The following is a 24,127-nucleotide window of genomic DNA, read 5'->3' on the forward strand; positions in this document are numbered from 1 at the left end:
GAGTCAAAGCATGAGTACTGAGAACGACTTGAAGCACACTCTGCCGCAAGACCAGCAGGCGCATGGCACCGAGCAACACCACGTGCAGACGCAAGCGGAGCGGGACCAGGAAATCGAGGAACTGCAACAGCACTCGAAACATCAACCTCCGCACGTGGAGCGTCCGCCGGATGTTCCTCCGGCACCGCCGCGGCGCGCGCTGATGTTCCTGGCAAGTGTGGTGCTGCTGTTGTTGATCGCGGGCGGACTGACGCTGATCGCAAGGACGAGCCACGAAAACGCGCTGGCCAAAGAGACGGAGAAAAGCGCGGTGCCGGTGGTGGCCGTGGTGCATCCGGTGCCGGAGAAGCCAGAGGAAGAACTGGTGCTGCCGGGCTCGCTGCAGGCCTTCAAGGAATCGCCAATCTATGCACGTACGAACGGCTATCTGCTGCGCTGGTACAAGGACATTGGCAGCCGCGTGAAGAAAGGCGAGTTGCTGGCACAGATCGAGACTCCGGAAGTGGATCAGGAGTTGAACCAGGTTCGGGCGGCACGGCAGCAGATTCTTTCGCAGATGCAGTTGGCGAAGATCAGCGCCGACCGCTGGGAAAATCTGCGCAAGACGGACTCGGTTTCCGCGCAGGAAGCCGATCAGCAGGCGAGCGGATATCAGCAGAGCAAGGCCAACCTGGCGGCGGCAGACGCGAATGTGCGCAGGCTGGAACAGCTTGAGTCATTCAAGAATGTGTATGCACCGTTTTCGGGAGTGCTGACGCGGCGCAACGTGGATCCCGGCGCGTTGATTAATGCAGGAGCGGGCGGGCGCGAAATGTTTGACCTGGCCCAGGTGGATACGCTGCGCGTGTTTACCAGCGTTCCGCAGGCGTATGCGCCTTACATCAAGGTGGGATCGAAGGTTGCGGTCACGTTGCAGGAGTTTCCGGGAGTGAAGTTCACGGGAACGGTGGCACGCACGGCGGAGGCAATCGATCCGGCGACACGCACGTTGCTGGCGGAAGTGGACGTGGAGAACAAGGACGCAAAGCTGCTGCCGGGATCGTTTGGGCAGGTGCATTTTGCCGTAGGCGCGAACGTGCAAAAGCTTACGGTGCCTGTGAACTCGATGCTGTTCCGCGCCGAGGGGCCTCAGGTGGCTGTGGTGGGAGCGGACAACAAGGTGCATTTGCGCCGATTGAACATTGGTCGCGATTACGGTGCGACGCTCGAAGTGTTGAGCGGGCTGGAGGCGAACGAGCAGATCATCATCAATCCTCCGGACTCGCTTGAGGACGGCCAGCCGGTGAATGTTTCGCAACCTGCTCCAGCAGGAGGGCCGCAACAGCCGCAGCCCGCTGGAACTCAGAAAGGAAGCGCATCGTAATGCGCGGGGGACGGAGAGCGAAACAGGCAATCTACTCTGCCGCACTGGCGATGCTGGGACTGGCGGCAGGATGTTCGGTGGGACCGCGTTATCAGCGGCCCGCGGCAACGGTTCCGACGACCACGGTGCCGAATGCATGGAAGACCGTTGCACCGTGGGAACAGGCGGCACCGAAAGACGCGATTCCCAAGGGCGCGTGGTGGCAGGTGTTTCACGACCCGCAACTGGACGCCTATGAGCAGCAGTTGCTGAAGGCCAACCAGTCGCTCGAAGTGGCGCGCAACAGGCTGGAACAATCGCGCTCGCTGGCTCGGGCGGCGACGGCGGGGCTGTTTCCGCAGCTCTCGACCGATCCCGGGGCAGTAAGACAGCGTGGGTCGGGGAATCGCGCGCTGAATGGAGCGAACCCGGCGCTGTTCTCGTCCGCTCCATACACGCAGAACGTGTTCACGGTGCCGTTCCAGATCAACTACGAGGTCGATCTCTTCGGACGCGTGCGGCGCAATGTGGAAGCCGCGAACGCGACGCTGCAATCGACAGCCGCCGACTTGCAGAACTCGCAACTGGTGCTGACGGCAGAGCTGGCGGCAGACTACTTCACACTGCGCGAACTGGACTCCGAGTTGATGGTAGTGGAGGAGTCGGTTGGCTACGAGCGCAGGGGCCTGGAACTGGTGAACAACCGCCACAATGGCGGAGTGGCAAGCGGGCTGGAAGTGGCGCAGCAGGCGGCTTTGCTGGATGCGACACTGACGCAGGTGGCGCTGGTGAAGCAGTCACGCGCGCAGTACGAACATGCCATAGCGGTGCTGGTGGGCGAGCCGGCCTCGAGCTTTACGATCGCGGCGGCTCCACTGAATACAACGCCTCCGCCGCTGCCACTTGGGGTTCCTTCGGACGTGCTGGAGCGGCGTCCGGATATCGCTTCGCTGGAACGGCAGATTGCGTATGAAAACGCGCAGGTCGGCATTGCAAAGACTGCGTTCTATCCGCACATCACGCTGGGTGGCTCTGGAGGATTGCAGAGCCGTGACATCACAACGCTCGTCAATGCCCCGAGTTTCTTCTGGTCACTGGGGGCTGACGCGCTGGAACCGATTTTCCAAGGGGGACGCAACCGCGCCAACCTGGCAGCGACACGCTCGGCATATGAGGCTTCGGTAGCGAACTATCGGCAATCGGTGCTGCAGGCTTTCCAACAGGTAGAAGACAGCATCAGCAACCTGCAAACGCTGGCGCAGGCGGCGAATACGCAGGCGGCGGCAGTGGAAGACGCCCGCAAGCAACTGGCGATTGCCAACAATCGCTATGTCGGCGGCGTGACCACGTATCTCGACGTTATTACGGCACAGAGCACTCTGCTGACGAACCAGAGGCTGGCGACACAGTTGCTCGGGCAGCGTATGGTAAATTCTGTGTTCCTGGTGAAGGCGTTGGGCGGCGGTTGGGATGCAAGTGAGCTGAATCAGCAGGTGGTACATCCGCAGGCAGGACAGATTATACAGCCCTAAGTAGAACGAATCGAGGGAATGGATGCCACGTCTGCTGTCATTGATCTGGACAACTACCGCGGTACTGCAATGGTGCCTACTGGGCGTGATCCTGTGGCGGCGAACATGGCGTCGCCACCCCGCGTTCTCCACCTTCATCGCTTTCTGCTGCGTGAAAACCAGCCTGCTGATGTGGGTGGGGCTTTCCAATGGAAACTTGTATTTCAAGGTCTATACGGCGCTGCACGTAGTGGCGGATCTGCTGCAACTGGGGGTCTTTGCGGAGATTTTTGCCGCAGTCTTTCGTCCTTATTCCACTCTGCCACGAGTGACGCGGCAGTGGCTGGGGCTGGCACTGCTGCTGATTGTCGCGGTCAGTGTCGGCTCAACACTGGCAATGCCGGGCGGCAATGGCGGGCCTTTGCTGAAACTTCTTTTCATCGCGATGCGCTCGGCCTCGATACTGTTCTGCGGAGTATTTGGCCTGACGGTTCTGACATCGAGCTACTTCGGAATTCCTTGGCATCCGGAGACGTATGGGATAGGAGCAGGCTTTCTGACGTATTTGGGTGTTGACCTGATAGCCTGGATTCTACTCACAACGTCCTATGGAATGCATTGGATCGACACGCTGGACGAGTTCAATATGTCTGCGTATGGAATCGCGTTGATCGTCTGGATGGCGTATCTTGTGAGAGTCGGGCCTGCGGCTCAAAGGCTGTCGCTGGCGCAGATGCGAAGCTTTCGGGAGGCGCTTAATCCCGACAATAAGAGGCTGGATTCCTGATCTGAATAGTCGATCGCTTCAATGGGGCATAGCAGCAGATGATTAACGCGCGAAATATCGAGGTGCGATCGATCGAGGAACTGATCGCAGCATTGCATCCGATAGGCAAGGCAGAGTTGGGCGAAGAAATGACGCTTGATGGTCTGCGCGCGATGAAAAACAACGTCTCTGCCGTACTCTCGTTCACCATTCATTCGGAAAAACAAGGCGAAGAGGTATCTGCCGAATATACCCGGATGCTTGAGGAAGTACGTCGGGAGTGCCTGGCAATGAATGGAATGATCTCGCGCATGATGTTCCGGCAGCGGTGGCTCTTTGCAAAGAGTTCGCTTGATGAGCTTCGCGAAGTAAAAGGGCTGTACGAAGGAGTGGCGCGGAGAGCGAGCCGCATATGCAGTTTTGCATCTCCAAATTTGCAGAGCACGTTGCTCGAATCGTTCTAGGCAGATCCACCTTCCAGAGCTAATCTTTCTCTTTCCTCGCAATTCTTTGGCAACCTGCACCTGCAAAGACCAAATCTCATCCCGAAATGATTTGAGAGTCTGAAATTCTCTCGGGCCCGCAACTAGTCGAAACAACTCTTTGATGATTCGCCTGTCTGCGAAAGGCCCTGTGGTCTTTCGCGAAGGAGTCGCGAATGACAGAGCCTCCGCGAGGTAAGCTGAATTCCGGTCGCCTAGTCTTACCTGTTGCCTTCCTGTTCGGAACGGCATTGTTCACCTTAGCCCAAAACGCCGGCGCTCCGCAGCACGTGGTTGGGAGCAACGTGCCGACACCCACCTACAAAGCAGACTACGTTGGCTCGGACACCTGCAAGGGGTGTCACGAAGATCAATTCAAAAATATCGAAACAAGCCCGCACTATAAGACGAATATGCCGAAGATCCGCGGCGAGGCGGCGCATGGCTGCGAATCGTGCCACGGACCGGGGTCGGCACACGTGGAGGGAGGCGGCGATAAATCGAAAATCTTCCGCTTCACGGAGGCGCGCGGCGAAGATGTCAGCCGACGCTGCCTGAGCTGCCACGAATCGAATCCCGAACAGCGCGACTTCCTGCGCTCGACACACAATGAGAGCGGCGTGAGCTGTATATCGTGCCACTCGGTGCACCACTCGAAGCTCGAATATCTGCTGGTGCAGAACCAGACGCCGCTGTGCTTCTCGTGTCACGCGGAGCAGCGAGCCGACTTCCAAAAGCCTTTCCACCATCGCGTGGAAGAAGGACTGATTGCGTGCTCGGATTGCCACAACGCGCACGGAACAGTGCGCGGACGACAACTGCGAGCGACAGCCGACCAGGACGCGATCTGCTTCAAATGCCACAGCGATAAGCGCGGCCCTTATGTGTTTGAACACGAACCGGTAAAGGTGGAAGGGTGCTCTTCCTGCCACTTCCCGCATGGTTCGACCAACCCACGCATGCTTTCAACCGCACGAATCAATTCGCTGTGCCTGCAGTGCCATGCCGCAACGTCGGCGATTGGACACTCGCAGAACACGAGAATTCAACAGTGCATCGACTGTCACTCTCAGATTCACGGCTCGAACCTGAGCGACGTCTTCTTCAAGTAAAGGAGGAGAAAAGCGATGAAGAAATCCGTAAAACAACTCTCGCCGCGGCTTCTCCATACGGGAAGAAGTCCGCTGGAAACAGCGCATGAAAAGAATCGCTGGCTGGTGGCGGTATCGGCGGTGGTGCTGCTGGCACCGACGCTGGCTAGCGCCCAACTGGCAAGCCAGATGGCGGCTCCGCAACAGGACGCACAGCTTGAAGATCGTGGCTCGATCGGGCGGATTATCGGCAACTACACGGTGCAGCAGTCGGTCGAGTTCGGCGGACGCATTACGGACACGAACGGCAATCCGCAGATGTACAACACGCTGGTGAACCTGCACAGCGGCCCGCGACTGTTGGAACAGGAGCTGACGATTCGTCCGATGACATCGACGAGCGGCAACCCGTTCGACCGTCTGTATTTGAACAGCTTTGGGTTTGGCGGCGACCCGGACAACGTGGCTCGACTGCGCGTGGAGAAGAGCAAGTGGTATGACCTGGTGCTGCTCTACCGCCGCGACCAGAACTACTTCAACTACAACCTGTTTGCGAATCCGGAGACGCTGAACATAGGGATTACGAACTGCTCGACCGTGACGGCCAGGGCAGTGAATCCGTGTACGGCAGCATTCAATCCGCAGACAAGCTTTTTCTTCACCAACAGCCCGCATCTGCAGTCAACAACGCGCAACATGGGCGACTTTAAGCTGACACTGCTGCCGCAGTCGGCGGTGAGTGTGCGCCTGGGGTTTTCGCGCAATGATGACAAGGGAACGGTGAATTCGACGCTCGAGGATGTGGATGTCGGCCTGACAGAGCCGAGCAAGTGGCGGTCGGATCGCTGGAGTGTCGGAATTGATGTGCATGTGCTGCCTCGGACGACGGTGAGCTTCGACCAGTTCTTTGAGCATGACAGGGTCGATACAAGCTTCGTCAACAGCAGCGTGAACCCGTTTACGCTGGGAGCAGGCGGGCCAACGGTGTACACCCCGGTTTACTACCCGCCGTGTTCGGTGGCGGTGGCAGGACGTCCGCAACCGTACATCATTGCGCCAGGAGTGCTGAATCCGCTGTGCAATACGGGCGTATTTGCGTATCGGCGGCAGTACAACATCCGCACGTTCATTCCGACATCGCAGCTGTCGTTTCACTCGAACTACTTCCGCAAGCTGGATGTGACGGGAAGCGGCACCTACAGCTCGGGAAACTCGAAGATGTCGAACCTGAACGAGGCATTCTTCGGCCTGGTGGCACGCACAAACAACACGCTCTTCACCACGGTAGGTCCGGCGAATACGAATCGCATTTCGTCGAATGCCGATCTTGGGCTGACGTATCACATGAACCGAAGCTGGAGCTTCTCGGACAAGTTCCGCTACTTCTACTGGCGCAATCCGGGAGCTTTTGACGAGCTGGTTGCGAGCTGCTACTCGAACCGAGCAACGGGCGCAAATCTGGGCACGGGGACCGGAGCGCCATGCCTGATTCCGGGCGTGGTGACATCGGGATTCGCACCGTCGGGAACCGCGAGCTCGGCTACGACCTACACCGCGTTGCTGGGCGAGCGCTCGTATTTCAACACGGCACTGCTGCACTTCAACCCGAGTCGCGCATTTGGCGCATACGTGGGATATCGCTACGGCAGGCGCGAGCTGAGGAGCAGCTATTCCGAGGCAGGCACGACCACGGCGATTGTGGCAGGCGCACTGGGACCGGCTGTAGTGGGAGAACCGCTGGATATTCCGCTCTCGACCGATCGACTGAATCAGCACACAGCGCTGTTTGGGCTGGTGGTGCGGCCGACGAACGCTTGGCGCATCAACATCGACGCCGAACTGATGAGCGCCGATAACGCGTACACCGAAATCTCTCCGCGGCATGAGCAGCGCGTGCGAGCAAACACGGTGTACAAGCTGAACCGCTGGTCAAGCATCAACGCCGGTGTGCACTTCATTGAGACACGTAATCGCTGGGCGCAAGACTTTGGCGGACTCGGCGTGAACCTGTTCCCTGCCGCGTACGCGCCAACGTATGGGACGCTGAGCCACAACCGCTACTACACGTTTGGAGCAAGCCTGCAACCAACCGAACGCGTCGGTATCGATGTGGGCTGGACCTACATGGACCAGAAGTTCACGATACCGGCCTGTATGGTGCTTTCTTCGCCGACGATTGTAGCCGGTGGGGCTCCAACGGTGTGTCCGGTGACGACGAACCAGCCGTCGGACCCGGTACAGATGAACATCACGGCGAACCAATTCACGGTTCCGCTGAACCAGCTCTATCAGGAAAACACGCATACGGGGTACGCGATGTTGCGCTTCCGCCCAGTACATCGGGTGACCCTGCATTTGGCGTATGACCTGACGAGCACAACCGGAAGCGACAAGTGGCTGCGGGGAGACAACAATCAGCCGCTGCAAGTGCTGGGCGACGCGTTCGGCAACTCGCCTGGAATTCCCGGCAATCCTGGAACCGTGGTGACGGGCGCGACAACGAGCGCGGGCACGATTCCGTTCCTCGGGCCGTTCCCCAATCAGCCACTCGGCCCACAGGTTTTTAACTGGCATGTGCTGAATGCGGGCTTCGGGATTGAGGTGGCCAAGGGAGTGATGCTCAAGGGCTACTACGGCTACTACGACTACAACGAAAAAGAAGGCAACATACCGGCAGTCCGGTTTGTGGCAGTTCCACGCAACTTCCGGGCGAACATGGGAACGTTGTCGCTGAAGTACGCGTTCTAAGATGGGGTGGACCTGAAGGGGCGGAGGTGGGGTAGGGGTCCCTCGCTGCGCTCGGGATGACACCTTAAGAGCAAAAGCAAAGGCAAAAGCAAAGGCAACGGCAAAAGCAAAGACAAAGCAAAAGCAAGGCAATGGCAATGGCAAGGCAACGACCCCACCCACAAAAAAGCGAAACGCCCCGAGAAGCTCGGGGCGTTTTTGCGTGTGGCGACGAGAAAGCTACTGGCGCTTAAAGACGTGAACGTAGTCCACAAGCATCTGCTGCGGGAACTGAGTGGTGGAGTCGGGGTTTCCGGGCCACTGACCGCCGACAGCGAGGTTGAGAATCATGAACATGGGCTGCTGATCGAAGACCCACGAAGAGCTGGAGGTGAAGTCCGTGCTATGGATGGTTTCGTAGTTGTTGCCATCGATGTAGAAACGGACCACCTGGGGCTCCCACTCAACGGCATAGACGTGGAAGTCATCGCTGAGATTGCCGGTGGGAATGCTGTAGCTGCCGCCCAGTTGTGTGGCTCCGGAGCCGATGGGGCCGTGCAGCGTGCCGTACACGGTGGCCGGAGTCTTGCCGATGTTCTCCATGATATCGGTTTCGCCACAGCTTGGCCATCCGGCCGAGGTGATGTTGTTGCCCAGCATCCAGAAGGCGGGCCACATGCCCTGTCCGGCAGGAATCTTGATGCGGGCTTCAAAACGCCCGTACTGCTGCGAGAACAAGCCCTGGGTTTTGAGACGCGCCGAAGTGTAGGAGACGGCACCGGTGTTGGCGTCGGTGTTCTTGATGGCCGTGATGACGAGATTGCCGCCCGCGACGTGCACGTTGGCTGTGGCGTTGGTGTAGGTCTCAAGTTCGGAGTTGCCCCAACCACCAGCACCGAGATCGTAGGTCCACTTGGCGGGATCGGGCGCGGAACCATCGGCTCCGTTGAAATCGTCGGCCCACACCTGGGTCCAGGTTCCGTTCCAGTTATAAGTGCTGCCACTGTTGTTCTGGTTGTTGTTGCTGGATGTGGATCCGCCGCCTCCTCCGCAGGAGGTGAGCAGCAGGAGAGCGCCTAGGAAAGAGAGGACAAGACCGAGTCTTGTGGCGAGGCGATGATTGCGATTTGAGCTCACGTCAAAAACTCCTCTGAAACGGGGTGCTACTCACCCCCGGAACTAGTTAACTGAAACTGTGGAGAAGAAAACATCCAGGCGCTGGATCTGGCCGTCGCGCTGGAAAATGCTTCTGCTGGTATCTGCGTCCAATGCGTCTCCGGCGAAGGCTCGAGTGGAGCCGTCGGCGCGGGTGACGATGACCTGCCGCGGACCAACGCGATGCGCGACGACGGGCACCTGGCACAGAGTGAAGGCAAGGCATCCGGGCACAAGGTCGAGGCTCTGTGGCTTGCCGTTTACATCCCAGAAGTTGAAGGTTGTCGGGTCTTCCAAGAATTCATCGCTGGTGATGAGTTCGCGGAGGAAATGAACTTTTCCGGACGAAACCTCGACACCCATTTCACCGAGACGGGCGATGAAATCTTCTTTCACCTGTCCGGTCATGCCGGGCTGTTGCGCTCCGGCGAATCCGGGCGTGTGCGAGTAGGGATCGGTGGGAACAGCACCGTAATTGGCTGGCGTCTTGTGAGTGCCGAGCCCGTCGCGAACGCTGTTGTAATGGGCACGCAGTTGGGCGAGCAACGGCTCGGGAGCACCCTCGCGCACGGCTTCCGTGAGGACCTCGCGGACGGCGAGCAGGAGCTTGGAAACCATGTGCCAGTAAATGCAGCCGATACCTTCGTACTTGTAGAACGATCCGGAACGCCCGGTGAAGAAGCGATGCTGGAAAACCTCTTCGTAGAGTTCGCAGATTTGGTCGGCTTCACGGCTGGCGAGCGCGGCGAGGTCGGGTTCGGTAATGCTTGCCAGCACGTCGCGCAACAGGGATGCGTTATGCAGCGACGCGTTGAAGTGTATGCCTCCGTCGAGATCGCGAACGACAATGCGGTGGTCGCCACGCTGGATCATGGCGGTGAGCAATGGCAAGCGTGAGACGGAGCCGGAGCTGACATTGTTCTTATCGAGGAACGAAGGCAGCACCTTGTAGGGGTAGAGGATGTAGCTGTTCTGGTCCTCGCGATAGAGCGGGCTCTCGCGCAGGGCGTCCAGAAGTTGAATGGACTGGCGCGGCGTGAGGGCTCCGGAGCTGAGAGCGGCCACCTGCCCCTCAAGCATCAGTGGCAAGTGCTGGACGTGGATGCTCGCGGGGTGAATCTTGATGAGGTTGTAGGAGTGATAGAGGCCGTCGCTGCGGCGATTGGTCGCAATCGAGGCTTCGATGTGCTGGAGCGCGATGTCGAAGAAGCGCGTGAGCTGTGCGACATCGAGTGTGCTCTGGCCCTTGGCAAAGCCCTGGGCGTAGATCTGCTGACGATAGTGCGAGGCTGCCTCGCCGAGCAGGTCGAGGATCGCTTTGCGTTCCGCGTCGGTTGTGGAGGCGCTGGATGGGAGATGGTGTTCGAAGGCAGCCTGCAAGGCGGTGAAGAATTCAGCGACCTCGGAGGAAAGAGTGACCTGAGGAGCACCGCTCGATGTGAACAGATCGCGTGCGAACACGAGGAAACGACGCAGATAGTAGAGCGTGACCATCGACGCGCCATTGCCTACGAGGGCGTTGTTGGCGTCGTTCCACTCGGGGCGCTGGGTGTTCATCCAGATTCCGGCGTTGGGGACGAAGTTGGAGAGCTTCGTCAGGAGAACGATCAGAAGCTTTTCGGCGAGGTTCGACTTGACGATTCGGCCGTTTGGATCCGCGAGGGCTTTGCCGTCAGCTCCGAGTTGAGAGGCACTTTCCATGGTGCGGCGGTGCGCGTCGAAGTCGAAGTCGATGGTGCGCTGCGGATCCTTGAGCAGGTCGGCGTAGGGCAGGATGCGATACGGAACGTTCGCGTAGGAGAAGACGTCGCGTGACAGCAGTTCGGTGAGGCGCGCGGGTTCGTAACGCTGGGCCTGCTCGAGCAGACGGAGAAGATAGATGACCTGGTGATCGCCCCAGTATCCGATGAAGGACCATGCGTCGTGGGGATCGAGAACTTCCCAGTCGTAACCGTCGCGGGTGATGCGATACGGGTTGTAGCCGTCGGGCGTAGAGGAATCGAGGAACTTGAAAATCATGCTGACGGCGAATCCGGGATAGGAATGGCTGAGCGCTTCCCAGTTCTGGAAGATGTCGCGCCAGTTGCCCTGATAATCGAGGATCTTGCGGCCCCGCTCGTCTTTTACGCGGATGTTGAAGATGTTCCACGGGCGGCTGGGATCGCCGTGACGGCGGCTGAAGGTGAGCGGGAGGTACTCGTAGGTGATGCGCTCAAGATCAGAGTCGTTCTGCTGGCGCACGCGCGCAAGGAGATCGCTGTGAGAAAGGCGCTCGGGCAGCGAGGCCAGGAACGGGGCGTGGCTGGCGGCGACGCGACGGTTGATTTCCGCGACGAACCTGGTGAAGTCGGCGCAAGAGATGGAGTAGCTGTCGTCGGGAATGCCGCCGCGCATGATGTTGAACAGGGTGCTGGCGAAATGATGCCAGGCGCTCGCTTCATCTCCGGTCTGCTGGAGGCCATCGGCCGCGGCGACGAGGCGCACGAGGCTCTGGGTGCCGAGTTCGATGTCTTCGTCGATGCTGGTGGCGAGATCGGCCGCGTGCTTGAGCTGATGAAGGATGCCGCGTACGGCGGCGGAGTCTTTGTTGACGTCGGCAACGATTATCCACTCGCGGGTGGCTTGCGGAGCAAGGTCGAAGGAGGCGTGGACGAGGTAGGCTCCGCGCTGACCGTGAATGTCGATCTCTTCGGTGACTTCACTGCCGGTGCGGAATGCGTCGAGTTGGGCGCTGCTCAGAAGACGAACAGGGAAATCGAGGCCGATGCTCCAGACGACGTTGGCGCGAAGAGATTCACTTGGCTCGGGACGATCAACAGGGACCGAGGTCAACTGGAACATCGCCAGGCCGGTCTCGGGCTCGAGTTCGCTGCGCTTATAGCCATCGACCAGCGTGCTGTATTCCAATTGGAAACGACGGGTGACGCCAGCGGGCATGAGGTTTTGCAGGCCGTCGACGAGTTCGATTGACTGCGACGAGGAGCGAAGATTGGTGAGGCGAGCGGTGCGGACGAATCCGAAACGATCACTGATGGCCCACTCGTAGGCGAACGAGAGCTCGAGGTGGTGGTGAATTTCCTCGAAGATGATCTTGTTGCCGTAAACACTCTTGTAAAGATTGCGAGTGATAGATGAGTGCCTGGATTCGGACTGGGTGCGAATGCTGAACGGTTCCCAGAGGACCACGTTGGGCTTGCGGCAGACGCGAAAAACGGTCTTGCTGCCGGTGGATTCGCTGCCGTCGTGGATGCGGTCGTCGGTGTAATACGGGAAGAGCGCGTTGTCGGGGTCTTTGCGCCCGGCAGTGAGGCCACCGTTGCTGGAGATGAACAGGTAGTGATCCGAGTGGCTGACGATGCTCATGAAAAACGGCGGCATGGCATCGTAGTTGGTGATGCGATAGAAGCGCTCGCCACGCACATCGACGAAGCCGCCTTCGGCTTGCTTAAGCGCAGGGCTGAGGGCCGCTGCGCTGGTTACGGATTCAGAGGCGTTCATTGTCCCACCTTTGCCTTGGGCTCCCCGTCGTAGGAGGGCGAAGTGGGTCCGGTCGGCTTTAAGTCTGGATAGAGTTCGAGGACAGCGGGCTTGGCTTTGCGGCTTTCGGAGAACAGGCCCCAGTGTCCCTCGGTGCCTTCACCTTTCCACGGCTCGTCGAAGGCTTCGAAGAGGAAGGCAGTCACGTTGTTCTTGCGTGCCCATTCGGTGATCTGGTCGAAGTAAACCTTCTGCTTGCGCTCGTCTCCAGCGCGAGGCACGTGCTGAGAGCCCTGCGTGTAGGTTGGCCAGCCAATCTCGCCGAGGACGATGGTCTTGCCGGGGTGCGCCTGGTGAACCTTCTCGTAGTTGGCAACGGTGCCGGAGAATCCGGTATCGATGTCCTGCTTGCCCCAGACGGGATAAGTGTGCAGGGCGATGAAGTCCACGTGATTGACGAGGGCAGCGTTGGGCTGGATCCAGTAGAGGAAGTCGTCATCGACCGTGATGGGAGCCTTGACGGCCTTACGCACGCGCTCGACCGCCTCAATCATGGCAGCTTCGGTCATCTTGTGGTCGGACCAGGAGACGAGTGCTTCGTTGCCTACGCTGACGGCGGCGATGAGTTCGGGATACTTGTTGGCCAGGTAGATGCCACCGGCGATCTGTCGCTCATTTTCGAGATCGTGGCCGGGCGCGCCGGAGAGCCAGATGCCGAGCATGGCCTTGAGCGGAAGATGGTGCTCGCGGATGACCTGCAGGACATCGGCACTGTGCTGGTCGGAGCCGTAGAGGCGGACGAGACTCCAGTGGCGCGAGAGGATGGTGAGGTCCTCAAGCACCTGCGGCTGAGTGGGAAAGAGATTTTTGTCCGGATGCTGGCCGGTGCGGTATCCGGAGTAGCAGATGGCCTCGCCGTTCCATTGCTGGCGTACGAGGTCCACCTGGGTTGCGGCCTTGGGGGCCGGTTGTGCTGCGCTGAACTGAGCTGCGACGAATAAGAATGCCAGTACGATGCACGCTCGAAAGATCTTCTTCATTGCGATCTCCGTCTTCCTGAGCTAATCCGATTTTTTAAGACTGCAAGGCCTTGCGTTGCTTCAAATCACTTTCGATCTTCACCATCGTGGTGTCGTCGAGTTCATAGAACAGAACCGCGGCGGCAGAGAGGAATCCGACGACGGCCGGGAAGAAGCTCATCATGTAGCGAATGCCCACCTGCACGTGATAGGTCTGCTGGATGTTAGCGTGGAATCCGACAAGACCGATCAACCACAGGAACAGAGAGCTTCCGACAGCCCAGCCAAGCTTCTGCGAGAACGATGCGGCGGAGAAGACGAGGCCAGTAGCGCGACGGCCATTCTTCCACTCGGAGTAATCAGCAGTGTCCGCGTAGAACGCCCAGAGCAGCGGCGATGTAGGAGCGAACAAGGTGGAGATGGCGATGTGGGTGACGAAGATGAGCGGCACGTTGCTGAGCGGCACGAAGTAGAAGAGAACCGTCAGCATGCTGGCCAGGCTCATGAGAATCATGTAAGCGCGACGCTTGCCACCGAGTAACTCGGATAGCGGGCGCGCCATGGAGGCTCCGAAGATGACGCCTGCGGTGCCGAAGGCCATGAACCACGACGCAAGTGAACTGGAATCCAGCTCGGCCTTGAGGTGATAGCCAAAGAGGTTGTAGTTGACGTGGTAAAACTCGCCGGGACGCAGGACACAATACTTGAAGTAGTAGAGGATCGCGCCCATACGGATGGAAATGTAGAAGACAGCGAAGATTCCGATGAAGCAGACCATGACCCACGGAACGTTGTGGAACAGGTCGCGCAGATCGCTGCGGAGGGCGGTCGTCTTCTGCTGCTCGGGCTGTACACGTTCACGGGTGGAGATGAAGGTATAGAGGAACAGGAAGATGGCGAGAACACCGTAAACCACCATGGCCCACTGGAATCCCTTTTGGTCGTTGCCCTTTCCGAAGAACTTGACCATGGGGATCGTAAGGCCCTGCACCATGAACAGACCGATGTAGGCGAGTACGAAACGATAGCTGGAAACGCTGGTGCGCTCGAGTGAGTTGGGCGAGATGACACCCATCAACGCTCCGTAGGGAATGTTGATGAAGGTGTAGGCCAGCATGATGAGGCCGTAGGTAACGTAGGCGTAGATGAGTTTTCCGCTGGGCCCGAAGTTGGGAGTCGTGAACATGACGACGCCCATGATGGCCATGGGGAGGCATCCCCAGAGCAGGTAGGGACGATAGTGTCCCCAACGAGTCTGCGTGCGGTCGGCGATGACGCCCATCACCGGATCAATGAAAGTGTCGGGGATACGAACGACGAGGAACATGGTTGCCGCGGCAGCGGCGGTGATGCCGAAAACGTCTGTATAAAAGAATGCCAGGAAATTGAGAAACATCTGCCAGTAGAAATTCGAGGCAGTATCACCCAGCCCGTAGCCGACCTTTTCACCGAATGAGAGCTTGTCGCTATTAGTAATCGTCATACCTATTAACCTTCGTCTGCCGTGCAGACTGTACAGGCTGTGGGCGCAAGTGCAGGCAAAACCGAACCGCGCAACTTTCACGCGGCTTAGTTGCGATAAAACTCTGGGCAGTCTTTCGACTGCCCAGAGGGAGGTTGGATTGTTAGAAGGTGAAGCGCGCTCCGAACTGTCCGACGCGTCCGCCAAGTCCACCGTAGTTGAGGATCTTGCCGTAATTCGGGTCGTTCATGTTCGTGACCGGGCCGCCGTCCTGGTGGCGATTGAATACGTTGAAGAATTCAAGCCGCAGGCTCAGCTTGTACTGCTCGTTGCTGCCGAACGCGACAGCCTTGCTAACCGACATATCTTCGGTAGCGAGACCAGCGTTACGGAGGTTTTCGAGGAAGTTACCAGCCGTGCCCAACTGACCAGGCGCCGGGTTCTGGAAGCAGGTGGTGTTCAGGTACTTCTGACCAATCTCGCGCGAGCCATTGGTCAGCTTGCAACCCGGAACCAGGTTGACATACACACCGTTGAACCCAGGGTAGCTGTTCTTGGAGTGGATGGAAACCGGCGAACCAGTGTTGTAGTGATAGCCCAGGTTCATGGTCCAGCCGCCGATCACATCGTTGAGCAGGGTGCCGGCGTTGGTGCCCAGCAGCTTGCCTTTGCCGAAGGGCAGGTCATAGATCACGTAGCCCTTGACGATGTGGGTCATGTCGAAGTCGGCGATGTTCCTGCGCTCGGTCTTCAGGTCGTAGATGTTCTGGATGGCACCAGCCCACCACAGTTCGTTCATCGAGGTGTTCACGTCGCCGCGAGTTCTCGAGTAAACGTAGCTGCCCTGGAGAGTGAGTCCGTGCGAGGCGCGCTTGGTGATGCTGGTCTGCAACGCCTTATAGGTGCTGTTGCCAAGCGGAGCGCCGACGGAGAACATCGGGCCGTATGCCGCCGAAGCCTGCGGATAGGGCAGGATTCCGAGGTAGTTCGGGCACCAGCCACCATAGATGCAAGCATTGTAAGGCTGCTTGGAGTTGCGATAGCTGTCAGTCCAGTTAGCCGAGTTGTAAACGCCGTTGAACGTGCCGTCGGGCAGAAGCGATTTCTGCATGTCGGCAACGGTCGGCTGGTTGGTGAGCAGCGTGCCGCTCTGGAGGTGATAGCTGGCGCTCTGAATGTAGCTCACGTCGATCTTCGTGTCCTTCGTGAGTTCCTGCTGAACGCCCAACGTGAACTGCTGAGTGTTGCCCGGTGTGAGTGCGCGGCGGTCGGTGTAAACCATCGTCCACTGCGAGAAGTCGGGCGTCTTGCTGCCAGTCACCGTGCCAACGTATCCGTTGTCCCAGTTGAAGGCACCGGCGTTGTTAACCGGCTGATAGCCCGGGTTGAAGCTGTACGGGACTGCGCCCCAGGTGTTCATGTTGAGAGGCACGTAGAAGATGGAGTAGGTACCACGAACGACCGTCTTCGGCGAAATCTGGTAAGCAGCGCCGACGTGAGGGGCAAAGTTGTACCAATCCTGCTTCTGTTCCCAAGACTGGCCGCCGCTGGTCAGGTATTCCATTTGACCCTGCGTGCCGGTAACCGTGTTCTTGTCGAGGATGTTGAAGTTGGACCAGTGACCGAACTTTTCCTTGTAGGGATTGTTGTAGTCCCAACGGAGGTCGAGGTTGAGGGTCAGCTTCTGGGTGACCTTGATGTTGTCAGCCGCGTATAGAGAGAAAGTCTTGCGGCGTCCGTAGATCCAATCACGCGTGCTGAGGCTGCCGGAGTTGGCGTTGCCAAGCAGGAAGCTGGCGAACGGGCTGCCGTTGCTGTTGTAGCTGTTGCCCGTGCTGAGCGGATCGAAAGTTGCGCTGTACACGCCTTCGTCACCGTGGCTGTTGAACTGCATCGCACGGAACTCGGCGCCGAACTTCAGAGTGTGACGGCCCTTCACCATGCTGACTTCGTCGCTATAGATGAAGGTGTTGGCAGCATAGAAATCGTTGAACTGGCTGCCCAGTCCGCCGAAGTTCCAACCGTTGTTTGCGAGGCAGCAGTTGCCGTACCAGCCACCGTTGAAGTTGATCTTCGGGAAGTTGCCGATGCCCGATCCGAGGCCGAGGTAGTTGCTCCAGTCACCGCTCTGGGACTTGGCAACGCTCGGGTTCTTGAAGCGGTTCAACGCGAAGTGGAACGTGTTGATCACGTTCGGGCTGAAGTTGTAGGAATCCGACAGGCGGATCGAAGGCGACTTGGTGTCGTGCTCGTACGAGTTGGCGAAGGGGCCACCGCTGGGAGCGTTGGGAGACCAAATGCCACCCTGGTCGGCCAGGATGCGGGGGGAGAAGTTGTAGATGAACGCACCATTCATGCGGTGCTTGTCGCTGATGTTGTAGTCCAGCTTGATGCTGGTCTCGTCGATGTGGTTCCACGGCACGGTCGCGCCAGGCATGGCGTTGTTCTGTGCGCGGTTGGTTTCCGGCTTGTAGTACTGGTGATAGATGCCCAGGATCTTCTTGGTTACGGGGCTGAATCGCGCAGTCGGAATTTGATTGTTGGGGAAAGGCTGTCCGGTCTTGGGATCGATGATGCCGCCGGGAGCAGCTGGCGTCAGATCGGCATAGGTCGCGAACGTGCCGTCAGAGTTCATGCCCATCATGGCGTCGGTCGGGACGCTGGCACCAGGAGCTCCGAGGCTCCAGTTGCTCTGCATGTAGCGCTCGAACGCCGTGTAGAAGAACAGCTTGTTCTTGATGATCGCGCCGCCGCCGCTCACGCCCCAGTCAGACAGGGTCTGAGACTTATTGAGGTACACCTTGGCGTTGGTGGGATCATTGATGGCGCTGAGCTTGGAGTTGGCGCTCAGAGCATTGAGAGCGGAGTCGTGCATGAAGCCGAAAGCGGTTCCATGCCAGTTGTTGGTGCCCGACTTCATTTCATAACGGAACACGCCACCACCGGTGCGTCCGGCTTCGGCGCTGATGCCTGCGGTTTCAACCTGGAACTCCTGCACACCTTCCATCGGCGGCTGAGTTTCAGAAATGTAACCACCCAACTGGGAGACGGCGGAAACGCCGTCGATCATGACTTCCTTGCTCAATGCAAGGCTGCCGTTGATGTGGGAAGAATAATCCGAACCTTCTGCGCCCGGAACATAGGCGAAGATGAAGCTCGACAGCGAACGTCCGCCAAGTACGTTCAAAGGCAGCTCGCTGACGGCCTGGTTGTCGAGGTTGGTGGTGAGGTTGGCGGTTTCAGTCTGAAGAACCGGAGCGGCGGCAGTTACCTCGACCACCTCGGTCTTGGCGCCGATTTGCAGCGCAGTGTTGATCTCGGCGACCTGACCGACGAGGAGCGTGATGCCCTTGCGGTCCAAGGTCTTGAATCCATCTTTCGAGTAGCTAATGGCGTAGCTGCCAACCGGCAGACTGCCTACGCGATAGTTGCCGAGATTATCAGTCACGACAGACCACACTGCATTAGTACCCACATTTGTTACCCGAACCTGCACTCCGGGCAACACAGCAGTCGACGAATCTTTCACCGTGCCTGTGATGGTCGCGAGGTCGGATTGCGCGAACAGCAACCCTCCAAACAAAAGCACGACCAACAAACAAGCGATAGCGTGGACTCTTCGCTTCATTGTGCTTCCTCCTATTCCCAGTTACAGCAGAGACAACAACAGGGTCAGATCGCCGGGAACCTCTTTGGGAACATCTGCGATCTGAACCGATTTAGTAAGCCGGGTGAGATTTGAACCCAGAGCAGCTGGTTTTGTCAACAATTATCTGAACCGATTTAGTAAACCGTGCTACTCTATCCCGGTGACCAAAGCGAACGAGGCCAACGGGAAACCGAAAGTCACACTGAAATTTCTGGCAGAGCAGCTGGGACTTTCACGCACGACGATCTCGTTTGTGCTGAGCAACTCACCGATGGCACAGACGATTGCGCCCCAGACAAGGGAGCGCATCCTGAAGGCCGCGCGGGATTACGAGTATCGCCCTAACTTCCTGGCGCGCTCGCTCAGCCAAGGTCGCAGCTACCTGATCGGCGTGCTGTCGCCCGACCTGGCGGAAGGCTACGACGCAAGCCTGCTGGCGGGAATCGAACAATACCTTCTGCAAAGCGAATATCACTTCTTCATCGCCAGCCACCAGTGGTCGGAATCGCGCATTCAGCGGACGGCAGAGCTGTTCCAGGAGCGCGGAGTGGAAGGAATCATCCTGGTTAACAGCGATACGTTCCCAGAGATCAACATGCCGCTGGTAAGGATCGGGCGGCACGATCCGGGGCTGAAGGGAACTTCGCTGATGGTCAACAACCATGAGGGCATTCGGCTGGCACTTGAACATCTGGTGGAGCTGGGGCACAGGAAGATCGCCTTCATCAAGGGACACGAAGGCAGCGCGGATACGGCGGATCGCTGGAAGGCGACACAGGCGGTGGCACGCCAACTTTCTATTCATATTGATCCTTCGCTGGTGGTGCAGTTAAAACGCGGCGGAGCGCGCCCGATGGTGGAAGAGGGGATTGCCTGCGCCGAAGAACTGCTGCCACATCGCGACAAGTTCACGGCGCTAATGGCGTTCAACGACATCTCGGCAATTGGCGCGATCAACCGGTTGCGCGATGCGGGGATCAGCATTCCAGATGATCTTTCCGTGGTTGGATTCGACGATGTAATCGAAGCCTCGATTACTTATCCGCCGCTGACGACGGTGCAGCAGCCGCTGCGGCTGATGGGCGAGACGGCGGCAAAAGAGATCATTTCGGCCATCACGAACGGGACGCAGGACAGGAAGATTGTCTTTACACCGAAGCTGATCGTTCGCCACTCCACGGCCCCGGCGAAGCCCATGCTACAGGCGGCCCGGAAGCATTCGAATTAAGAACGACTTATAGCGGCATTCGAAAAGCGGATTCAGCGCAGAATCTGTTGACCAGTACCGCTTGTCCCTATAGGCTAGGCGCTACCATTATTTTCCAGCAGCCACTGGACCCGACGGGGTTTTCGTCCCCGACCACCTAAGAACAAATAACAAGGAAAACGATCCTCGGAAGCGATTTTCGGAAGCCGAGGGGCTACTTGTCACATTTGAACTAAGTACCGGCACAGCCGTACACAAAAACAGTTTCCAGCCGAAGCAGCGAGGAAACGGAAAAGGAAGGAGCTAAATAGATGAGCGAACAACCTGCATCCACAACCAGCCAGCCTGCACGCCTTACGGGTGCGGAGATTGTATGGGCCACACTTGAGGGCGAGGGCGTTCGCGAGGTATTTGGCTATCCCGGTGGAGCCATCCTTCCTATCTACGACGCGTTGCGCAAATACCCCATCCGGCATGTGCTGGTGCGGCACGAGCAGGGCGCAGCCCACATGGCCGATGGTTATGCACGCGCCTCGGGGAAGGTCGGCGTGGCGATTGCCACCTCGGGGCCGGGCGCGACAAACCTGATCACCGGTATTGCGACGGCGATGATGGATTCGGTGCCGCTGGTCTGCATTACGGGGCAGATTTCGAGCAAGCTGTTGGGCACGGACGCTTTCCAGGAAGTCGATATCACGGGCATTACGCTGCCGATCACGAAGCACAACTACGTGGTGACACGCGCGCAGGATATCGCTCCAGTGCTGCGCGAAGCATTCATGATTGCGAGCTCGGGAAGACCGGGGCCGGTGCTGGTGGACATTACAAAAGACGCGCAGCAGGGATCGGCGGATTTTGATTTTGCGGCCGCGGCGCCGACACCGCATCGTCCGCACCCGATGCTCTCAGCTGAGAACGATGCGATCAACGAGGCAATCAAGCTGATCCTGGGGGCGAAGCGCCCGATTATTCTCGCCGGACACGGCATTCTGAAATCGAACGCGGTGGACCAGGTGCGCACGCTGGCGGAGCGGTTGCAGATTCCGGTGGCTTCGACACTGCTGGGGCTGGGGGCGTTCCCGGCATCGCATGATCTTTCGCTGGGCATGATGGGAATGCATGGCGAGGCTTGGGTGAATCAGGCGATTCAGCAGTCGGACTTGTTGATTGCCTGCGGCATGCGTTTCGATGATCGCGTGACGGGCGTGCTTACGAGCTATGCGCCGAATGCGAAGAAGATTCATATTGAGATCGATCCTTCGGAGATCAACAAGAACGTAAAGGTCGATGTGCCGCTGATCGGGGACCTGCGCGAGATTCTGGAGGCGCTGCTGCCGCATATTGCGCCGAGGCAGAACGCGGCGTGGCTGAAAGCGGTAAGCGCGCTGAAGGGCGATGCCGCGGTTCGCGACATCAAGAATCTGCCGGACTTGGGGCATCTGTATGCGGCGCACGTGATCCACGACCTGTGGCGCGCAACGGATGGAAAGGCCATCGTAGTGACCGACGTGGGCCAGCACCAGATGTGGGAGGCGCAATATTACAAGCACGACGCGCCGCGAACCCTGATTACGTCGGGAGGACTGGGCACAATGGGATTTGCTCTGCCCGCGGCGATCGGGGCGAAGATGGCGTGCCCGGACAAAGAAGTTTGGGTGATTGCGGGCGATGGCGGCTTCCAGATGACGGCAGCCGAGCTCTCGACGCTGGTGCAGGAGCGGCTGGACATCAATATTGCTGTGATCAACAACGGCTTCCTCGGCATGGTGCGCCAGTGGCAGGAATTTATGTATGAGCGCAACTATGCGTGCTCGCCGATTCTGTCGCCGGACTTTGTGAAGCTGGCGGCGGCGCATGGCATTGAAGGAATGTCGGTGAACAAGCGGGCGGATGTGCTGCCGGCGGTGGCAAAGGCTCGCAAATCAGGCGGGCCGTTCCTGATCAACTTCATGGTTGAGAAAGAAGACGCCGTGTACCCGATGATCGCCCCCGGATCGGCACTGGATGAGATGATCCGACGTCCGGCGAGCGGGCGCGATCCGCTGGTGGAGACTTCCGAGGAGCTATAACGGCTCGCGGTTTGTGGACTGAACGACTTTGCTAACCCGCTGACTTGGAGAAAGGTCTGGTTATGCTGCACACATTCGTTGCACTGGTGGAAGACAAGCCCGGCGTGCTGACCCGGGTCGCCTCGCTCTTTCGCCGATTGAATATCAACATCATCTCGCTGACGGTGGGCCACTCGGAGCGATCGGATGTGTCGCGCATGACGATTGTGGCCGAAGCGGCGGCAGGTGCGGGTCACCGCATTAAGGCTTCGCTGTTCAAACTGGAGAATGTGCTCGACGTGGACGATGTCGGGCAGTTCTCGTGCGTGACGCGGGAGCTGGCACTGATCAAGGTGGCAGCGACGCCGCAGACGCGGGCACCGATTTTCCAACTGGCGGAGATCTTCCGGGCGCGGGTCGTCGATCTGGCGCCGGAGTCGCTGATGCTGGAAATTACGGGCGTTTCGTCGAAGATCGAAGGCCTGATCCAAGTGCTGATGGAAGGCGATAACCAGATCCTCGAAATTTCGCGCACGGGCCGGATGGTGATGCGACGCGGCCAGCACACTTCGCGAGTGCTCGATGCAATGCGCGTACCGAGCCCGGAGGATGAGCCGATCATTCCGGTGACGGCGACGGGCGAGGCGAGCCTGGAGCTGGTGCCCGGCGACCCGAACCATCCACTGTAATCCTGAAGAATTCCGATGGGGGCGCTTCTTCTGCTGCGGAGAAGCGCGCCAGTCATGTATGCTGTCGCTCGCATTCACTGGCGCGAGGGACCGCAATGATCGGCGCATTGGAAGCCGCAAAGGACACGAGCCGCGGAAAGGCCGTCCGGCTGATTCCCGGTGTGGTGCTGGCCCAGATTTTCGGCATGCTGGGGTCGGCAACCTACGCCTCGACGCTGGCGGAACTGGCGCGGTTATGGCATCTGGACTCGACCCGCGCAGGATGGATCAGCAGCGCATACTTCATTGGCTACACGGTGGCGGTTCCGCTGCTGGTGGCTCTCACCGATCGCTTTGACCCTCGAACAATCTACCTGATCGGCTGCCTGATGGGAGCTGGGGCTGGCGTGGGTTTCTCACGCTACGCCGATGGGCTGTGGAGCGCATTGCTGTTTCAGGCGCTGGCGGGTGTGGCTGTGGGCGCGACCTACATGCCGGGGCTGCGCATTCTTACCACGCGGCTGGGCGAGCGCACGAGGGTGCGGGCAGTTCCCTACTACACGACGACCTTCGCAGTGGGCACAAGCATTTCATACATGCTGAGCGGGTTTATGGCTGCGCACCATGGCTGGCGCTCGGCTTACCTGGCGACGGCAGCAGGGCCGCTGGTGGCAATGGTGCTGGTGTCGATTGCGACGTGGGGGATCGAGCCGGAAAAACTGGAGAACAATTCGAAGAGGCATCCGCTGGATTTTCGTCCGGTGTTGAAGAACCGGCAGGCGATGGCGTATGTGCTCGCGTATGGCGGGCACTGCTGGGAACTGTTCGCATTCCGGGCGTGGCTGCCGACTTTCCTGCTGTTCGCGTGGCATCACTTCGGGCGGGAGAACGCACGGGTGGCGGTGGCGCGATGGTCGATGCTGATTATCCTGATCGGGGTTCCGGCGAGCATTATTGGCGCGGAGTCGGCGGATGCGCGGACACGGAATCGCAATATCCGGCGATATCAACTGGCGAGCGTCGCGCTGTGCCTGGTGGGAGTGGCATGCACGGGGTTTTCAATATGGCTTACGGTGGCGGCGCTACTCGCTTATAACGTGGCCATCGCCGCCGATTCCGGAGCGCTGACGGCGGGTACAGTGGTGTGTTCGAGGCCGGAAGACCAGGGAGCGACGCTGGCGGTGTACTCGCTGATCGGCTTCTGTGGCGCGGGACTGGGACCGCTGCTGGCAGGGATGGCGCTGGACCTCAATGGGGGATTCCAGAATGCGCACGCATGGTATTTCGGATTCGGCGCGATGGGAGTGGGGTCGGCACTGGCGGCAATCGCAATTACGGTGGGAGAGAAGTAGGGAGCGGAACTCCCTCGCAGGTTATTGCCGAGAGAAGCGGAGGAACTTTGACGCCCGCGTTTCGCCGGTTTTACTCAACGCAGACGGCCGATTGGGGATAGGTGGATACTAGTCCTGTATTATGCAGCTATCTTCGTGCTCTTCGTTTACCCTGGACATTCGGAAGCGTTT

The 24,127-nt window shown here is 58.9% G+C and carries 15 protein-coding genes; 10 read left to right on the forward strand and 5 right to left on the reverse strand.

Annotated features, from left to right (window positions below; all coding sequences use genetic code 11):
* The first annotated feature begins 10 nt into the window (after window positions 1-10).
* From AC6IY8_RS14600 to AC6IY8_RS14625, 6 genes are all read left to right on the forward strand, one after another.
* The gene (locus AC6IY8_RS14600; protein WP_497775254.1) at window positions 11-1,363 is read left to right on the forward strand and encodes an efflux RND transporter periplasmic adaptor subunit; all 1,353 of its coding nucleotides are present in this window, start codon (window positions 11-13) and stop codon (window positions 1,361-1,363) included.
* Window positions 1,363-2,874 carry an efflux transporter outer membrane subunit gene (locus tag AC6IY8_RS14605; RefSeq protein WP_497775255.1) on the forward strand — a complete coding sequence of 504 codons (1,512 nt, stop codon included), beginning with the start codon at window positions 1,363-1,365 and terminating at the stop codon, window positions 2,872-2,874. The genes AC6IY8_RS14600 and AC6IY8_RS14605 overlap by 1 nt, the downstream gene beginning before the upstream one ends.
* 22 nt (window positions 2,875-2,896) lie before the next feature.
* Window positions 2,897-3,640 (forward strand): hypothetical protein, encoded by a 744-nt coding sequence (locus AC6IY8_RS14610; RefSeq protein ID WP_497775256.1) that lies wholly within the window; start codon window positions 2,897-2,899, stop codon window positions 3,638-3,640.
* A gap of 38 nt (window positions 3,641-3,678) precedes the next feature.
* Window positions 3,679-4,083, forward strand: coding sequence for a hypothetical protein (locus AC6IY8_RS14615; RefSeq protein WP_497775257.1), 405 nt, complete (start codon window positions 3,679-3,681; stop codon window positions 4,081-4,083).
* 194 nt (window positions 4,084-4,277) lie between these two features.
* The gene (locus tag AC6IY8_RS14620) at window positions 4,278-5,213 is read left to right on the forward strand and encodes a DmsE family decaheme c-type cytochrome (protein ID WP_497775258.1); all 936 of its coding nucleotides are present in this window, start codon (window positions 4,278-4,280) and stop codon (window positions 5,211-5,213) included.
* A gap of 15 nt (window positions 5,214-5,228) precedes the next feature.
* Window positions 5,229-7,940 carry a hypothetical protein gene (locus AC6IY8_RS14625; protein WP_497775259.1) on the forward strand — a complete coding sequence of 904 codons (2,712 nt, stop codon included), beginning with the start codon at window positions 5,229-5,231 and terminating at the stop codon, window positions 7,938-7,940.
* 219 nt (window positions 7,941-8,159) lie between these two features.
* Here the strand turns inward: AC6IY8_RS14625 and AC6IY8_RS14630 are convergent, their stop codons facing one another.
* The 5 genes from AC6IY8_RS14630 to AC6IY8_RS14650 all read right to left on the reverse strand — a co-directional run bounded on the left by AC6IY8_RS14630 (window position 8,160) and on the right by AC6IY8_RS14650 (window position 18,660).
* Complete coding sequence (locus AC6IY8_RS14630; RefSeq protein WP_497775260.1) at window positions 8,160-9,056, reverse strand: glycoside hydrolase family 16 protein; 897 nt, start codon at window positions 9,054-9,056, stop codon at window positions 8,160-8,162.
* Window positions 9,057-9,098: 42 nt separating this feature from the next.
* Window positions 9,099-12,572, reverse strand: coding sequence for a 1,3-beta-D-glucan phosphorylase, GH149 family (locus tag AC6IY8_RS14635; protein WP_497775261.1), 3,474 nt, complete (start codon window positions 12,570-12,572; stop codon window positions 9,099-9,101).
* A complete protein-coding gene (locus AC6IY8_RS14640) occupies window positions 12,569-13,591 on the reverse strand; it encodes a glycosyl hydrolase family 17 protein (protein WP_497775262.1) in 1,023 nt (340 codons plus the stop codon). The genes AC6IY8_RS14635 and AC6IY8_RS14640 overlap by 4 nt, the downstream gene beginning before the upstream one ends.
* A 34-nt stretch (window positions 13,592-13,625) precedes the next feature.
* Window positions 13,626-15,053: an MFS transporter gene (locus tag AC6IY8_RS14645; protein WP_497775263.1), complete on the reverse strand. Its 1,428-nt coding sequence runs from the start codon at window positions 15,051-15,053 to the stop codon at window positions 13,626-13,628.
* Between the two features lie 142 nt (window positions 15,054-15,195).
* The gene (locus AC6IY8_RS14650) at window positions 15,196-18,660 is read right to left on the reverse strand and encodes a carboxypeptidase-like regulatory domain-containing protein (protein WP_497775264.1); all 3,465 of its coding nucleotides are present in this window, start codon (window positions 18,658-18,660) and stop codon (window positions 15,196-15,198) included.
* A gap of 181 nt (window positions 18,661-18,841) precedes the next feature.
* Between AC6IY8_RS14650 and AC6IY8_RS14655 the strand changes: the two genes are divergently transcribed.
* The 4 genes from AC6IY8_RS14655 (at window position 18,842) to AC6IY8_RS14670 (ending at window position 23,956) form a co-directional block, all read left to right on the forward strand.
* A complete protein-coding gene (locus AC6IY8_RS14655; RefSeq protein WP_497775265.1) occupies window positions 18,842-19,909 on the forward strand; it encodes a LacI family DNA-binding transcriptional regulator in 1,068 nt (355 codons plus the stop codon).
* Window positions 19,910-20,199: 290 nt separating this feature from the next.
* Window positions 20,200-21,957, forward strand: a complete 1,758-nt coding sequence (gene ilvB, locus AC6IY8_RS14660) for a biosynthetic-type acetolactate synthase large subunit (RefSeq protein WP_497775266.1) — start codon at window positions 20,200-20,202, stop codon at window positions 21,955-21,957.
* A gap of 62 nt (window positions 21,958-22,019) precedes the next feature.
* On the forward strand, window positions 22,020-22,625 hold the full coding sequence (gene ilvN / locus AC6IY8_RS14665) for an acetolactate synthase small subunit (RefSeq protein WP_497775267.1): 606 nt from the start codon (window positions 22,020-22,022) through the stop codon (window positions 22,623-22,625).
* Window positions 22,626-22,720: 95 nt separating this feature from the next.
* Window positions 22,721-23,956 carry an MFS transporter gene (locus tag AC6IY8_RS14670; RefSeq protein ID WP_497775268.1) on the forward strand — a complete coding sequence of 412 codons (1,236 nt, stop codon included), beginning with the start codon at window positions 22,721-22,723 and terminating at the stop codon, window positions 23,954-23,956.
* Window positions 23,957-24,127: the final 171 nt, after the last annotated feature.

The organism is Koromonas soli, from assembly GCF_059726265.1.

What these genes read in the sequence shown, in the direction of transcription:
- AC6IY8_RS14615 (WP_497775257.1), top strand. Translation starts at nt 3,679, where the DNA reads ATGATTAACGCGCGAAATATCGAGGTGCGATCGATCGAGGAACTGATC.
- AC6IY8_RS14600 (WP_497775254.1), top strand. Translation starts at nt 11, where the DNA reads ATGAGTACTGAGAACGACTTGAAGCACACTCTGCCGCAAGACCAGCAG.
- AC6IY8_RS14605 (WP_497775255.1), top strand. Translation starts at nt 1,363, where the DNA reads ATGCGCGGGGGACGGAGAGCGAAACAGGCAATCTACTCTGCCGCACTG.
- ilvB (WP_497775266.1), top strand. Translation starts at nt 20,200, where the DNA reads ATGAGCGAACAACCTGCATCCACAACCAGCCAGCCTGCACGCCTTACG.
- ilvN (WP_497775267.1), top strand. Translation starts at nt 22,020, where the DNA reads ATGCTGCACACATTCGTTGCACTGGTGGAAGACAAGCCCGGCGTGCTG.
- AC6IY8_RS14640 (WP_497775262.1), bottom strand. Translation starts at nt 13,591, where the DNA reads ATGAAGAAGATCTTTCGAGCGTGCATCGTACTGGCATTCTTATTCGTC.
- AC6IY8_RS14620 (WP_497775258.1), top strand. Translation starts at nt 4,278, where the DNA reads ATGACAGAGCCTCCGCGAGGTAAGCTGAATTCCGGTCGCCTAGTCTTA.
- AC6IY8_RS14670 (WP_497775268.1), top strand. Translation starts at nt 22,721, where the DNA reads ATGATCGGCGCATTGGAAGCCGCAAAGGACACGAGCCGCGGAAAGGCC.
- AC6IY8_RS14610 (WP_497775256.1), top strand. Translation starts at nt 2,897, where the DNA reads ATGCCACGTCTGCTGTCATTGATCTGGACAACTACCGCGGTACTGCAA.
- AC6IY8_RS14635 (WP_497775261.1), bottom strand. Translation starts at nt 12,572, where the DNA reads ATGAACGCCTCTGAATCCGTAACCAGCGCAGCGGCCCTCAGCCCTGCG.
- AC6IY8_RS14625 (WP_497775259.1), top strand. Translation starts at nt 5,229, where the DNA reads ATGAAGAAATCCGTAAAACAACTCTCGCCGCGGCTTCTCCATACGGGA.
- AC6IY8_RS14650 (WP_497775264.1), bottom strand. Translation starts at nt 18,660, where the DNA reads ATGAAGCGAAGAGTCCACGCTATCGCTTGTTTGTTGGTCGTGCTTTTG.
- AC6IY8_RS14645 (WP_497775263.1), bottom strand. Translation starts at nt 15,053, where the DNA reads ATGACGATTACTAATAGCGACAAGCTCTCATTCGGTGAAAAGGTCGGC.